The sequence below is a fragment of the Natrinema sp. HArc-T2 genome (assembly GCF_041821085.1).
Classification (GTDB): domain Archaea; phylum Halobacteriota; class Halobacteria; order Halobacteriales; family Natrialbaceae; genus Natrinema.
This window is the reverse complement of record NZ_JBGUAZ010000006.1, coordinates 165360-177999: the sequence shown is the minus strand read 5'-3', so window position 1 is coordinate 177999 and position 12640 is coordinate 165360. Positions and strand designations below refer to the sequence as shown.

General features: G+C 63.4%; 13 protein-coding genes and 1 pseudogene. 5 read left to right on the top strand and 9 right to left on the bottom strand.

The features are described from left to right. Positions 1 to 39: 39 nt before the first annotated feature. Positions 40 to 507 (bottom strand): DUF5799 family protein, encoded by a 468-nt coding sequence (locus ACERI1_RS15265; RefSeq protein WP_373619283.1) that lies wholly within the window; start codon positions 505 to 507, stop codon positions 40 to 42. Between the two features lie 144 nt (positions 508 to 651). Here ACERI1_RS15265 and ACERI1_RS15260 point away from each other — a divergent pair, with 144 nt between their 5' ends. After that, a complete protein-coding gene (locus ACERI1_RS15260; RefSeq protein WP_373619281.1) occupies positions 652 to 1128 on the top strand; it encodes a universal stress protein in 477 nt (158 codons plus the stop codon). Between the two features lie 121 nt (positions 1129 to 1249). Here ACERI1_RS15260 and ACERI1_RS15255 read toward each other — a convergent pair whose 3' ends face one another. Then, complete coding sequence (locus ACERI1_RS15255; RefSeq protein WP_373619279.1) at positions 1250 to 2188, bottom strand: biotin--[acetyl-CoA-carboxylase] ligase; 939 nt, start codon at positions 2186 to 2188, stop codon at positions 1250 to 1252. Positions 2189 to 2292: 104 nt separating this feature from the next. Next, the gene (locus tag ACERI1_RS15250; RefSeq protein ID WP_373619278.1) at positions 2293 to 3273 is read right to left on the bottom strand and encodes a tyrosine--tRNA ligase; all 981 of its coding nucleotides are present in this window, start codon (positions 3271 to 3273) and stop codon (positions 2293 to 2295) included. A 227-nt stretch (positions 3274 to 3500) separates the two neighbouring features. Between ACERI1_RS15250 and ACERI1_RS15245 the strand changes: the two genes are divergently transcribed. Next, entirely contained in the window at positions 3501 to 4154 is a 654-nt protein-coding gene (locus ACERI1_RS15245) for a hypothetical protein (RefSeq protein WP_373619277.1), read from the top strand. A 21-nt stretch (positions 4155 to 4175) separates the two neighbouring features. Here the strand turns inward: ACERI1_RS15245 and ACERI1_RS15240 are convergent, their stop codons facing one another. The 5 genes from ACERI1_RS15240 to ACERI1_RS15220 form a co-directional block, all read right to left on the bottom strand. Further along, on the bottom strand, positions 4176 to 4955 hold the full coding sequence (locus ACERI1_RS15240; protein WP_373619275.1) for a 4-phosphopantoate--beta-alanine ligase: 780 nt from the start codon (positions 4953 to 4955) through the stop codon (positions 4176 to 4178). A gap of 52 nt (positions 4956 to 5007) precedes the next feature. Continuing rightward, positions 5008 to 5841 carry a pantoate kinase gene (locus ACERI1_RS15235; protein ID WP_373619274.1) on the bottom strand — a complete coding sequence of 278 codons (834 nt, stop codon included), beginning with the start codon at positions 5839 to 5841 and terminating at the stop codon, positions 5008 to 5010. A 51-nt stretch (positions 5842 to 5892) separates the two neighbouring features. Continuing rightward, positions 5893 to 6678 carry a hypothetical protein gene (locus tag ACERI1_RS15230; RefSeq protein WP_373619272.1) on the bottom strand — a complete coding sequence of 262 codons (786 nt, stop codon included), beginning with the start codon at positions 6676 to 6678 and terminating at the stop codon, positions 5893 to 5895. Between the two features lie 312 nt (positions 6679 to 6990). Further along, the gene (gene aspS / locus ACERI1_RS15225; protein WP_373619270.1) at positions 6991 to 8295 is read right to left on the bottom strand and encodes an aspartate--tRNA(Asn) ligase; all 1305 of its coding nucleotides are present in this window, start codon (positions 8293 to 8295) and stop codon (positions 6991 to 6993) included. Positions 8296 to 8390: 95 nt separating this feature from the next. Further along, the gene (locus tag ACERI1_RS15220) at positions 8391 to 9737 is read right to left on the bottom strand and encodes a cytochrome P450 (protein ID WP_373619269.1); all 1347 of its coding nucleotides are present in this window, start codon (positions 9735 to 9737) and stop codon (positions 8391 to 8393) included. Positions 9738 to 9895: 158 nt separating this feature from the next. On the opposite strand from ACERI1_RS15220, the gene ACERI1_RS15215 reads away from it, so the two are divergent. From ACERI1_RS15215 to ACERI1_RS15205, 3 genes and pseudogenes are all read left to right on the top strand, one after another. Beyond that, a complete protein-coding gene (locus ACERI1_RS15215) occupies positions 9896 to 10564 on the top strand; it encodes a helix-turn-helix domain-containing protein (RefSeq protein ID WP_373619267.1) in 669 nt (222 codons plus the stop codon). A 67-nt stretch (positions 10565 to 10631) separates the two neighbouring features. Continuing rightward, positions 10632 to 11423 carry an NAD-dependent deacetylase gene (locus ACERI1_RS15210; protein ID WP_373619265.1) on the top strand — a complete coding sequence of 264 codons (792 nt, stop codon included), beginning with the start codon at positions 10632 to 10634 and terminating at the stop codon, positions 11421 to 11423. Positions 11424 to 11617: 194 nt separating this feature from the next. Further along, positions 11618 to 11779 (top strand): annotated as a pseudogene (locus tag ACERI1_RS15205) (DapH/DapD/GlmU-related protein); the annotation flags it as partial. A gap of 81 nt (positions 11780 to 11860) precedes the next feature. Here ACERI1_RS15205 and ACERI1_RS15200 read toward each other — a convergent pair. Beyond that, complete coding sequence (locus tag ACERI1_RS15200) at positions 11861 to 12562, bottom strand: phosphoglycerol geranylgeranyltransferase (RefSeq protein ID WP_373619264.1); 702 nt, start codon at positions 12560 to 12562, stop codon at positions 11861 to 11863. Positions 12563 to 12640 lie beyond the last annotated feature (78 nt).

Here is a 12640-nt window from a genome sequence, read left to right as displayed (position 1 = left end):
GCTGGACTCGCCAGCGATCAGTCGGCGCCTAACTCCCGCTTAGGGGCTGTCAGCGGCGGTTTGTCGAACCGTCTCCCAGCGTCCTTTCGACTCGAGGTGAGACTGCAGTTCCGCAGCGTAGGCCTGTGTGAGCCGTTCGGCTGCCTCCCGTTGTTCTCGCTGGTCGTCGCCACTGTTGTCACCCACCCCGAGTGCACCCATGATCGAATCGAGGAGTCCGCCGCTCGAGGCGTTCGAGCCACCCCGATCGGCACCCGGGCCGCCCATCGCGCCCATTCCCGACTGTATGTTCTCAAGTTCGGGGATGATCCCCTCAAGGTTGTCCGTGTTGGCGACGATCTGTGCTTGCTCGGGATCGTCGGGATGTTCGATCTCGAACTCCGTGGCGGTCATGATCAGACTCCACTGCTGGTTGGAGAACTGCGACTGCTGGATCCGCTCGGCAAACGCCTGATCGACGGTCATCCGCTCGCCGACGATCCGATCCGTCCACGGGGTGTCGCTCATGGCCCCCGATTGGACTGGTGGCTGTATCAGCGTTTCCCTCCCGCGTGTGGGCCGTCGGTGCCCAAAAAGTCATCATCCGAACTGACCATCGTTCATGTCAGAACAACGTTAATATAGCTGTTCGTTGTATGCTACCGCATAACAATGTACGATAGCATTCTCGTGCCGACAGACGGCTCTCGAGAGGTCGAACGGGCCCTCGAGCATGCGTTCGGCCTCGCAAACAGACACAACGCAACGATCCGCACGCTGTACGTCATCAATGCGGCCAGCTACGGCGGCCTGCAGCTCGAAACTGCTCTCGAGGGCATCGCCAACGCCTTACACGGCGAAGGGAAGGCTGCGGTCGATCGCGTCGAGGAACTCGCGCCGACGGACGTGACGGTCGAAACGACGGTACGCAAGGGGGCACCGAGTCAGGTTATCGTCGACGAGGCCGAGACGACGGCATGTGATCTGGTGGTGATGGGGACACACGGTCGCGGTGGAATCGATCGCCTCTTGCTCGGCAGCGTCACCGAACGGGTCGTCCGACGGTCACCAGTCCCCGTTCTGACGGTTCAGGTCGAACGAGACGATATCGAAGAAGTACCCGAGCGATCTCCGGTCGTGATCGAGTGACGATTATAACTCGTTGCCATCCCGCTCACGTATCGCAGAAACGCTGATACAGATCGGACAACCGAACGGAGAGACAGCGGTCAAGTGTATACAGTCCGGCAGGAAGGCCGTCCGATGCCGATTAAACCGGTCGTAGGTGCTCGCAGTCGCCTGCCGAGACGGTCTCCGTCCCCTCGTCGGTCTCGATCACGAGCGCGCCCGATTCCGTCACGTCGACTGCATCCCCGACAACCTCACCAGACGGTCGATCGACCCGGACGCGCTGGCCGAGCGTATGCGACAGCTCACGCCACGCCGGAACGACGGCCTCGAGGTCGTTACGGTAGCGATCGAACTCCTCTAAGAACCGCTGGACGAAGCGCCGCCGATCGACATCGCCGGCCTCGTCGCGGATGCTGGTTGCACCTTCGGGAAGCGTGTCGGCGTCGATGTTCGCGTTCACGCCGACACCGACGATGATCCACTCGACGCGATCCATCTCGCCTTCCATCTCCGTGAGAATCCCCGTGAGCTTCCGGTAGTCGCCCTCGTCGCCGACCGGGACGACCACGTCGTTCGGCCACTTGATCTGTGCGTCGACGCCCGCCTCTCGAGCCGCCGTCGCCGCCGCGACCGCTGATGCGAGCGTATAGAGTGGTGCCTGTGCGGGCATGATGTCAGGTCGGGAGATGACGCTTACCCAGACACCACCCGACGGTGCGGTCCACTCGCGCTCGAGGCGACCGCGGCTGCCGACCTGTTCGTCCGCGAGGACGGCCACGTCCGCTTCGCCGTCGGCGGCGAGTTCGCGGGCCCGATCGTTCGTGCTCCCTACGGCGTCGTGATACTCGACGGAAAGCGGGGCCTCGAGTCCGAACTCGACTGCCAGCGCGTTGTACGCCGTCACCTCGCCGAGTTCGTAGCCGTTCGACCCACTCTCGATATCGAAATCGGCGTCGCGTAACGCCTCGATGTGCTTCCAGACGGCCGCTCGCGAGATGTCGAGGGCGTCGGCCAGTTCCGGCCCCGACACCGGCCCGTCGGTGAGCGCCTCGAGGACCGCTTGTCGCGTCTCGTTCATGGACTCGCAAGGGGGCCGCTCGTACTTGAATCGGCTGGATTCGTTCGGTCGTCGGTCGGCGCGGACAGCAGTGAGAAGAGACAGCGCCGTCCGCCGTCGCGTGTCTACGCTCGCAGTTCGCGCAGTTTCTCGCGACCCGGCGCGATCAGTTCGTCGAGATAGGTCGCGAGCGTCCCCTTCGCGTCGGCGGGGTGAAGTTCGCCCGACTCGAGGTCCGCAGCCAGCCGTTCGTAATCGTCGTACGTCAGATCGCCGCCGTACTTCTCGGGGCGCTCGACGACGACTTCATCAAATCGCGGGAAGACGTGGTACTCGAAGAGTTCGAGCACGGGATTCTCGAGGTCGTCCTCGGGATCACGCGTCGGCGGGCAGAACGCCGAATTGACCTTTTCCTCGAGCTCTTCGGTCGAGTCCTCCATCGAGATCGTAATGCCCTCGCTCGAGGACATCTTCCCTTCGCCGCTGGTGAGGTCAGCCACGATTGGCGTATGCAGCGCGGGTCGAACCTCGTAGTCGAGTTCGGGCAGCTTCTCGCGGGCAAGCATGTGAACCTTGCGCTGATCCAGGCCGCCGACCGCGAGATCGAGGTCGAGGTACTCGATGTCCAGGGTCTGCATCAGCGGGTAGACGAGGTGGCTCACCTTGGCCGTCTCGTCGCCCTGCAGTTCGGCCATCGCACGCTGGGCGCGGTTCATCGTCGTCGCCTGCTCGAGGTAGTGGAGATCGAGCGCGTAGTCGTCGTCGAGCTGGAACGCCGAGCCGTAGACGAACTCGGTCTTGTCCTCGTCGAGCCCGTAGGCGAGGAACTGGGCTTTCATCTGCTCGGCGGTGTCGCGGATCTCCTCGAGCGTGCCCTTCTCGTTGAGGTAGGCGTGGACGTCCGCCAGCAGGACGACGACCTCCATCCCCGCTTCCTGCAGATCGATGAGCTTGTTCGCAGTCAGGAGATGACCGAGGTGGAGTACGCCAGAGGGCTCGTAGCCGACGTAGGCGCGTTTCCCCGCCGGGTCGTCGGCGAGGTCGCGGACTTCCTCGTCGGTGACGACCTCCTCGGCGTTTCGTGTGAGTAACTCGTAGGTGTCCATGTGTGGCAGGAACCGGAGGAGGAATTTATACTTCCTGAAAGGCACTTGGCCTGACTCGAGCCAGTCGACACGCGGATACACGAAAGCTCGTCAGATTCCGAGACGGAAAGACGACTTACGCAGCTGCACAACAGGGCCCATACCGCTCGTCTCGAGGGAATACACGAAATCGACGTGAACTGCCAGCCGAATACTCTTCCGACCGGTCGTCATAGCCGTGCCAATCAATGAGCTACCGAGAGGACATCGTCAACGCCGTGCGTCGGAGCTTCCTGCCACAGCTTCACTTCCTCTTTCGAGGCACGTTCGGCGGCTACGCGATCAGTCACACGACCGCCGACGAGTACGTGCTGACAGCCCACTGCTCGGAGCAGGCGATCGAGGACATCCTCGAGCGACTGGGATTCTCGCGCAATCCGATCGCCGCGCTCAAGGTCAGAGTGGACGGCAACACCTCCGAAGGATCGTGGGTGTGGCGACCGTCGCTGCTCGCCGACGAGCAGCTGCACATCGTCCTCCACGACCTCGAGAACCGGTCGGGAGTCGACGTTTACGCCCACTGGGAGTGCTCGTGGATCCGCCACCCGTACAGACACTACTTCGCCCGCGGCTACGATGCCGAGACGGGCGTCGCGCTGGCCCGATACTGGCTCATCGACGGGGAGGAACTCGAGTGTGGGTCGGGGATCAATTACGAAATCGACAACTCGCTCGCGCGGTGGCTGAGCGAACGTCTGTGGCTGTCGTACTACCGAGTCGAAGAGGGTATGGGATCTCTTAGGTCAAAACTGCCGTTCGTCGACGGTGTCGAGAAACAACAGATTATCGAGCGTGACGGTGAGCGCGATTCCGTGTCACCGACGATCCCCGGAGCACCCTAAGTACGGGTTCGATGAAACCGGTCAGAGATCGCCCAATCGGATGCGCTCTTCCGCGTTCTCGAGCGCCCGCTCGCGGTCGAAGTCAGCGATAATCGTCTCCAGTTCTGACTCGTCGGCGTCCGCCAACGCCTGCGCGTGCTCGGTCATGTTCGGTACCGCGCGGATGATGTTATCGACGATCGGCACGTCGGCCACCTGTGGCGAGCGCGACAGTGGGTTGAGGTCGATTACGATCTCGGTCTTGCCCATCTCGTCTAAGGCCTCGGCACGGTCGCCGTCCTCGAGCGGAACGAGCACCACGTCCGCGTCGTAGATACCGTCCGCGTCGACTTTCGCCCGCTTGTGATCGAGATTCGGAATGCGTGCGTCGGCCTCGAGTCCCTTCACCTCCTCCGCACCGTGCTCGCGGAGGTGGTCGGCGATGGCGTCGATCCGTTCCGGTGTGCGATTGAACAGGTTGATCTCGAGGTCGGCGTCGACGGCGTCGGCGAGGGCGACCATCTCGCCGGGGACCAGCGCCGCCACGTTGCCGTTGATCGAAAGCACCGGGTGCTCGGCCAGCAGCAGGTGGGCCGCAGCCGCCTGCTCGGCGGCGTCGGCGCTCGGGATTGTCTCCTCGCCCAGTAGGTAGTCAAAGGCGCTGCCTCGTCCCTCAGCGTGCATCCCCTGGAGGTGCGTGATCCCCTTCTCGACACCCTGCTCGATCCGGTGGCGGGTAAGCAAATCCTGGTATCTGGGATGGTCCTCCGGAATCTCCTCCTCGTGCTCGACGTCGGCGGAGACGCTGTCGTAGTCGCTCACGAGAGAGGACTCGCACCGATCGATAAAAAGTCGACTGATACCTGGGTCGTGGTTACTTGAGCAGGGCACCAGCCGGATGGGTCGCACAGACTGACGGCTCGTAACCCGCGTCAGACAGCCCCGTCCCGAGCGCGAAGACGGTCTCGCCGAGCATTGCCATCGACGCCTGCCCGTCGACCGCAGCGACGTCAGCGATCGTCTCTCTGACTTGGTCGGTCAACAGTTCAGCATCGCGTGCGAACCGTCTCGAGGCGTACATAAAGGAAACCAGCGTCGGCTCCTCGACCACTCGAGCGAGTGCCTCCTCTCCGGCGACCGTCAGCGTCTCGGTATCGCCCGAGAGCACGTCGGCAGTCGAGAGTTGGCCGAACGAGACGTATTCGACGCGTGCCCGTGCCGGAATCGAGTCGAGCGTGTTCTCCTGTGGGCTACCGGGCTCGAGGCGGATCGGGACGCCGCCGTGGGCCTGTGCAACCACGTCGCCCAGTCCGGTGCCAGCCTGAACCTCGGCTCCGTGGGCGATCGTGATCAGTTCGTTCGTCGAGAGCTTACACGCGAACACGCAGTTTGCCGCAAGCGCCGTGCCAAGCGCCATCGCACCCGAAATCCCGAATCCGGATCCAAGCGGCAGGTCGGATTCTGCCTCGACGCGTGCGGTCACGTCGAGCGTCTCGAGAACGGTGCTAACGGGATCGATCTCGAGTTCCTCGCCGTCGAGAACGATCGTCGAATCCTCGTTCGCTGTTGGTTCGACCGTTACCTCGACGCCATCGGTGAGCGTCAGCCCTGCACCCCGAGAGCCTGCCTTCGTCGGATCCTCGTCCGGATGTGCACTGAAAAAGCCCGTGATATGTCCAGGTACGAACGCGGTCGCCTCCTCACGCATTGGGCACCCTTACGACTGGGACGATATAACAGTGAAGATTCACAGGTGTCGTCACCGGTACGATCCCTGGCCCGCCTCGAGGGAGCCGTCGACGGCGATCCAGTCCGCCTGCGGCCCAGCGAGGTCGACGGCCACCGCGTCGCGGTACCAGTTGCCGCTCCAGCCGCCGACCCACCACGAGTTCTCGCCACGGTGTGAGACTCGTATCGAGACGTCGGTAGACGGATCAGTGCCGTACTCGGCGTAGACGAATCCCGTGTACTCGGAACAGCGTTCCGCCCCGTCGAGACACTCTGTCTCGGTCGCGTCGACGCGGGGCTCGAGTACCGGTTCGGTGCCGACCGGCTCGCGCGTCTCGATGGGCTCGTCGCTCTCGATCCTGATGGTCAGTTCGTACTGATCGCGGTCACGCACGAACATGTCGGGGTCGTCCGGATCGTACTCGTCGGCGGTGATCGGTTCCGTCCGCCCCAGTTCGCCCTCTTCGACGACCCGGTAGTACTCGGGCTCGACGACGAACTCGTCGACGGACACCTCGAGCATCGGGCCGCGATCGGTCTCGACGAGCCGACTCGAGAACGCCTCCGGCTGGGCGTAGTAGTCGCCGTCCTCGAGCACACCGGCAACGGCCACCTCGCCGTCCGAGACCGGTACCGGGACGAGCAGCGTCGCGTTCGTCAGCGTTCCGTTCGTCGCCACCTCGACGTCGTAGCTGTACTCGCTCGTATAACTGTCCTCGGCGAGCGAGTCGGAGAGGACGACGAGCCCGCCGATCAGGAGTGCGGCGACGACCACCACAGCCAGGAGTCCGATTCCGAGAGTGCGTTTCTGGGTCATAACATTGCCTCGAGCACGACCCTCGGTCGACGTGCGAACCGAGCAGCCGGCGGTGTCTCTCGAAAGAGACGGCTCGAGGACTCGTAGCTTTCGGTGATAATTCCTCGAAACTGAAGATCAGTGCATGATGACCGAACGGAGCGGTCGATTCGGATCGTCAGGTCGGCAGCCGCTTTGGTCTGGCGAGACTCACTCCGTTCGTCTCGCTGGCTTGCAGGTTTGTCGACGTAGGCGACAAACGCTGGCGATCTCGCGGGAACACGGTCGGAGCAAAGCTCCTCTCTGTTCCCGATCGACGAACAGCGACCTCGCCTACGGCGAGAGTCGCTGACGGTCGCGTGGGAACAACACAGCCTCTCGGATGTTGTCCAGGCCGAGGATCGTCATGATCAAGCGCTCGCCGCCGAGGCCGAAGCCGGCATGGGGCGGCATGCCGTACTTGAACATCTTCGTGTAGTACTCGAACTGGTCGGGATCGAGGCCCTGCTGTTCGAAGCCTTCGATGAGCTTCTCGTGGCGGTGTTCACGCTGGCCACCCGAGACGAGTTCCATGCGCGGGTGCATCAGGTCGAAGCCCGTCGAGAGCTGCTCGTCGTCGTCGTGGTCCTTGATGTAGAACGGCTTGATCTCGCTGGGCCAGTCAGTGATGAAGTAGTGACCACCGACGTCGTCGCCGAGTGCCTTCTCGCCCTCGGTCGGCAGGTCGTCGCCCCAGACGAGTTGTTCGTCGAGTTCGCCAGTCGCGTTGATGCGCTCGATGGCCTCCTCGTAGCTAATGCGTGGGAAGTCGCCCTCGGGAGCTTCGAACTCCTCTTCGAGGCCGAGCGCCTCGAGTTCCTCGCTGCAGTTCTCGTCGATGGCCTCGTAGGCCGCTTTGACGACGCCTTCGACGACGTCCATGGCGTCGTTCTGGTCGCAGAACGCGCCCTCGAAGTCGATCGAGGTGGCCTCGTTCAGGTGGCGGGGCGTGTTGTGTTCCTCGGCGCGGAAGATCGGGCCGATCTCGAAGACGCGCTCGACGTTCGAGCCAGCGATCAGCTGTTTGAACAGCTGGGGCGACTGGTTCATGAACGCTTCTTCGCCGAAGTAGGTGATCGGGAAGAGCTCGGTGCCACCCTCGGTCCCGGTCGCAACGATCTTCGGCGTGGTGATCTCCGTACAGCGGAACTCGCGGAACTGATCGCGAACCGCGCGCAGGATCTCCGAGCGGATCTCGAAGATGGCCTGGACCTCGTCCTTACGCAGGTCGAGGGTGCGGTTGTCTAGTCGCGTCGAGAGGTCGGCGTCGACTTTGCCGGAGGGGTCGAGCGGCAGTTCGGGGTCGGCGGGCGCGACGACCTCGACGGACTCGGGCGTGACCTCGACGCCGGTCGGCGCGCGCGGCTCTTCTTCGACCGCGCCGGAAACTTTGACGACGCTCTCGCGGGAGACGCCCAGTCCGGTCTCGACGAGATCCTCGTCCATCTCGTCTTTCTCGAACTTGATCTGGATCTTGCCCGAGGTGTCTCGGAGAATCAGGAAGGCGATGCCACCGAGATCGCGAATCTCGTGGACCCAGCCAGCGACGGTGACGTCGTCGCCCGGCTCGGCGTCGGCAGTGTAGGTTCTATCCTGCATACCACTCGATTCACGCAGGCGGAACTTAAACGCAGCCGTTCGGACCCGTCGATCGACACTGCGTTCGGGGTGGGTTCCCAAGCGACGATCTTCGCTTAGCGTTCGTGGACGGTCATCGGAATCTCGTGTTTCGGTCGTGCGGTTACCGTCGCCATTAGATCCAGACCCGTCCCAGGGACGAGCTCGAGGTGGTAGTCACGGTAAACCGTCGCGAGGATGAGCCGGGCCTCGAGCATCGCGAAACGGTCGCCGATACAGCGCCGTGGACCCGCCGCGAACGGGAAGTACGCCAGTTTCGGAAGGTCGTTCTCGAGGTCGTCAGTCCACCGGTCCGGCCGGAACGCGAGCGGGTCGTCGTACCACCGCGGATCGCGGTGGACGACCCACTGGTGCATCCGGACGGTCGATCCCGGTTCGATCTCGTAGCCGTCGATGACATCGGGCTTGACGGGTTCGCGGACGATCCCCGGCACGGGCGGGTAGAGCCGCATCGATTCTTTGACGACGCGTTCGGTGTACGTAAGGTCAGACAGGTCGTCCATCGTCGGCGTCCGATCGCCGAGGACGTCCTCGAGTTCCGCGACGAGTTGCCGTTCGACCTGCGGATTCCTCGAGAGGAGATACATCGTCAGCGTCAGCGACAGCGCCGTCGTCTCGTGGCCGGCCAACAACAGCGTGACCACTTCGTCCCGGATCTGGTCGTCCGACATCCCGGTGCCGCGATCGTCGGTCGCCTCGAGCAGTTTCGAGATCACGTCGTGGTCCGTCGGGTTTGCCCGCCGCTGCTCGATCAGCCGGTAGACGACCTCGTCGAGGTCCTCACGAGCGCGCTGGATTCGTCGTCTGGCCGGCGTCGGGACGTTCGAGGGCAAGACGTAGTTCGAGAGGCTTTCGGAGGCCTCCATGAACGTCTCGAGCGCCGAGCCAATGGTGTCGACGTGCTCGTCGACGTCGACGCCGAACAGCGCCCGGGCGACGATCTTCAGCGTCACTTCCATCATGTCCTCGTGGACGAGCCGCGTCTGGCCGTCGTCCCACGACTCGAGGGCCGCCTCGGTGAACTCGGTCATCATCGTCGCGTACTCTTGGATCCGGTCGGGATGGAACGCGGGCTGGATCAGGTGGCGGTTGCGCCGCCAGACCGCGCCTTCGCTGTTGAGGATGCCGTTACCGGTCAGTGGCCCGAGGACGCTCTGGAACCGTTCGCCTTTGACGTAGTTCTCGTTATTCTGGACGAGCACGTGTTCGATGTACTCGGGATGGTTGAGCTGGTAGACTCGGCCCTCGGGGTCCTTCCAAGAGGCGATATCGCCGTACTCGCGGGCCGTTCGCGTCATAAAGCCGTACGGATCACGGAGAAACGCGACCTGATTGCCGAGCAGTGGAAGTCCGTCGGGGCCCGGCGGATAGCGGTCAGCGGTCGCAGACGTGTCGTGGCTCATTCGTAGTCGAACGAAGGAACGCCAACTCCCTTTCTCTATAGCCGAGCATGCTAGGTGTATTTAAGCCGACGACCGATACGGGCCGCTATGAGTTCGTCCGCCTCTCCGACCGCAAAAGCGCCGGCGTCGACCGACAACGCCGGTGGCGGTGATCGGCGATGAGATACGCCACGATGGTGCTGACGTGGGCCGACGGTCGGCTCAACGCGATCGACGACCACTTTAGCCGCAGTGACGCGGTCGCGATCGAAGGGGTCCGCTATCTGAACCCGATCCACGAGAGGCGATACGTCGAACTCCTCGAACTTCGCGGCGACCTCGAGCAGGCTCGCGCGTTGCTCGCCGACAGTCCAGAGGCACTCGAGTACGACGTTGCCGGCGCGGACGGTCGCGGCGTCGCCTACGTGCAGTGTCGGATCGTCGAGCCCGTCGACGACCTGCTATCGATCCTCCGCGAGCACGAAATCGTCCTCGACTGGCCGATGACCTACGTCGACACCGAGGCGGCTCGCGGGCTCGAGGTGACGGCGATCGGGACGAGCCGGGCGATTCAACACGCTGCTGCGGCGCTTCCCGACGGGATCGACCTCGACCTCCAGCGGCTGGGCGAGTACGACCCCGGCGGTGGCCAGTCCTCGCCGACGCTGACCGCCCGCCAGCAGGAACTGTTCGACCTCGCGGTCCGCGAGGGATACTACGAGGTGCCACGCGAGACGACCCACCGGGAACTGGCCGCGAAACTCGACCTCGCGGCGGGGACCGTAAGCGAACACCTCCAGCGGATCGAATCGAAGCTGGCCGCTAGCTATACGGCGGCGATGCGATAGTCGATCCATCGTCCCACCGAATGATGGATCCGTCTCGCTTTTATCGGTCGCCCGTCGCTCTCTTGATATGGACGACCTCGAGTCACTCGCCGCCGACATCCGACGTGCAGACACTGTCGTTGCCCTGACCGGCGCGGGCATCTCGGCTCCATCGGGTGTCCCGACGTTCCGCGGTGACGACGGCGTCTGGGACCGATTCGACGAAGGACAGTTCGCCTACGACCGGTTCCAGCGCGACCCCGCGGGATTCTGGGACGACCGAGTCGCCCTCCAGCGAGAACTGTTCGGCGACGACCCAGACCCGAACGCGGCCCACGAGGCGCTGGCCGCGATGGGACGTGCGGGTTCCCTCGAGGCGATCTGTACCCAGAATACGGACGGCTTACACGGCGTGGCCGCTGACACCGGGGACGACCCGACCAGCGACGCGGACGGAGACACGACGATCCTCGAACTCCACGGCAACGCCCAGCGGGTTCGCTGTCAGGACTGTGGGCGTCGCCGCGACAGCGAGCCGATCATCGAGCGTGCAGCCGCTGGCGACCTGCCGCCGACCTGTGATTGTGGTGGCATCTTCAAGCCGGATGTCGTGCTTTTCGGCGAGCAACTGCCGGGTGCAGCGATTCAGCGTGCGCGATCGCTCGCTCGCGAGAGCGATGTCTTTCTCGCGGTCGGCTCTTCGCTGGTCGTCCAGCCCGCCGCCTCGCTCCCGCAACTCGCCGCTGAAACCGGCGCGACGGTCGGGGTCGTCAACCTCGACTCGACGCCGTGTGATAGCCACGCCGACGTCGTCTATCGCGAGAACGTGACGACTGTCTTGCCGCGGCTACGAGAGCTCGTCGTGAGTAGCAGGCGGTAGCGGCAGTTAGTCAACAGGGGTGTCGTAGGAGTCTTTCCACACCCACCTCTACGGTGATTTGGCCGATACATAGGTGTGCGTATTGCCCAGCACGGAGTCCGGAATCTGTATCTAATTTGTATGACATCTCAAAATCATGGGCAGTGAAAAAGAAAAGATGCTGAACGGGGAGTTGTACGACGCCGACGACACAGAATGTCTGGATCGGTGGCCGGGCGGTTCTCAATCCCGGTGTAACGGTCGGTGACAATGCTGTTGTTGCATCTGGAGCGGTCGTAACAGAAGATGTACCCGACGATGTCGTTGTACGGGGTAACCCCGCGACGGTGGTGAAGGAACTTGAGCCAGAGGAATAGTCTGCACCCTCAGTCGACAGTATACAGAGACCCGGAACAGCACAGCCGTCCTGATCAGGCCGGACAATGAGACAGTCGCGCCTACGCGTCGTTCGCTGCTTCGACAGTTTTCCGGACAGCGTCGATACCCTCGTCGTGTGCGAGGTCGCCGACGACGATGACATCGGCGTACTGCGCCATCGAATACGCAGAGTCGTAGTCGTGGATGCCACCGCCGTAGAACAGCGTCGCGTCGTCGACAGCGTCGGCAGCGGCGTCGACAACACCTTCATCGCCGAGCATGCCCGAATACTCGACGTAGACGATCTCCTGGCCGAACATCCGCTCGGCGACCGTCGCGTAGGCCGCGACGTCGTCGGCGGCGAGGTCGCAGTTGGCCTCTGTCAGCGTCGCCACGTCGGCCTCGGGATTCATCACGATGTAGGCCTCCGTCGTCGTCCGCTCCCAGTCGAGATCGTCGTCGAGTCGAACCCACTCCTTGTGGGCCTCGGTGATCCAGAACGGCGAGCCGGCGTTGAACACCGTCGGGATGAGATAGCCGTCGAGCGCGTCGTCCTCGAGGACGACCTGCGGGTTCGAGGGTTCCTGATAGAGCGGGACATCGTGTTCGGCACAGGCCTCGATGACGGCACTCATGTTTTCCTCAGTGATGCCCATCGTCCCGCCGACTTCGATCGCGTCAGTACCAGTCGCACAGAGATCGCCGTAGGTCACACCCTCGGGTAACTCCTTGTCCGGATCGATCTTGAGAACGTGATTCCAGTCGTCCCAGGGGGTAGTCATACCGCCCCGTTGCCAGACAACCAGCAAAAGCGCTACGGAACGCCCCCGTCTCGAGCGGGCGGATGTCATTCGGCGGAA

What these genes read in the sequence shown, in the direction of transcription:
- ACERI1_RS15265 (WP_373619283.1), bottom strand. Translation starts at nt 507, where the DNA reads ATGAGCGACACCCCGTGGACGGATCGGATCGTCGGCGAGCGGATGACC.
- ACERI1_RS15260 (WP_373619281.1), top strand. Translation starts at nt 652, where the DNA reads ATGTACGATAGCATTCTCGTGCCGACAGACGGCTCTCGAGAGGTCGAA.
- ACERI1_RS15255 (WP_373619279.1), bottom strand. Translation starts at nt 2,188, where the DNA reads ATGAACGAGACGCGACAAGCGGTCCTCGAGGCGCTCACCGACGGGCCG.
- ACERI1_RS15250 (WP_373619278.1), bottom strand. Translation starts at nt 3,273, where the DNA reads ATGGACACCTACGAGTTACTCACACGAAACGCCGAGGAGGTCGTCACC.
- ACERI1_RS15245 (WP_373619277.1), top strand. Translation starts at nt 3,501, where the DNA reads ATGAGCTACCGAGAGGACATCGTCAACGCCGTGCGTCGGAGCTTCCTG.
- ACERI1_RS15235 (WP_373619274.1), bottom strand. Translation starts at nt 5,841, where the DNA reads ATGCGTGAGGAGGCGACCGCGTTCGTACCTGGACATATCACGGGCTTT.
- ACERI1_RS15230 (WP_373619272.1), bottom strand. Translation starts at nt 6,678, where the DNA reads ATGACCCAGAAACGCACTCTCGGAATCGGACTCCTGGCTGTGGTGGTC.
- aspS (WP_373619270.1), bottom strand. Translation starts at nt 8,295, where the DNA reads ATGCAGGATAGAACCTACACTGCCGACGCCGAGCCGGGCGACGACGTC.
- ACERI1_RS15220 (WP_373619269.1), bottom strand. Translation starts at nt 9,737, where the DNA reads ATGAGCCACGACACGTCTGCGACCGCTGACCGCTATCCGCCGGGCCCC.
- ACERI1_RS15215 (WP_373619267.1), top strand. Translation starts at nt 9,896, where the DNA reads ATGAGATACGCCACGATGGTGCTGACGTGGGCCGACGGTCGGCTCAAC.
- ACERI1_RS15210 (WP_373619265.1), top strand. Translation starts at nt 10,632, where the DNA reads ATGGACGACCTCGAGTCACTCGCCGCCGACATCCGACGTGCAGACACT.
- ACERI1_RS15200 (WP_373619264.1), bottom strand. Translation starts at nt 12,562, where the DNA reads ATGACTACCCCCTGGGACGACTGGAATCACGTTCTCAAGATCGATCCG.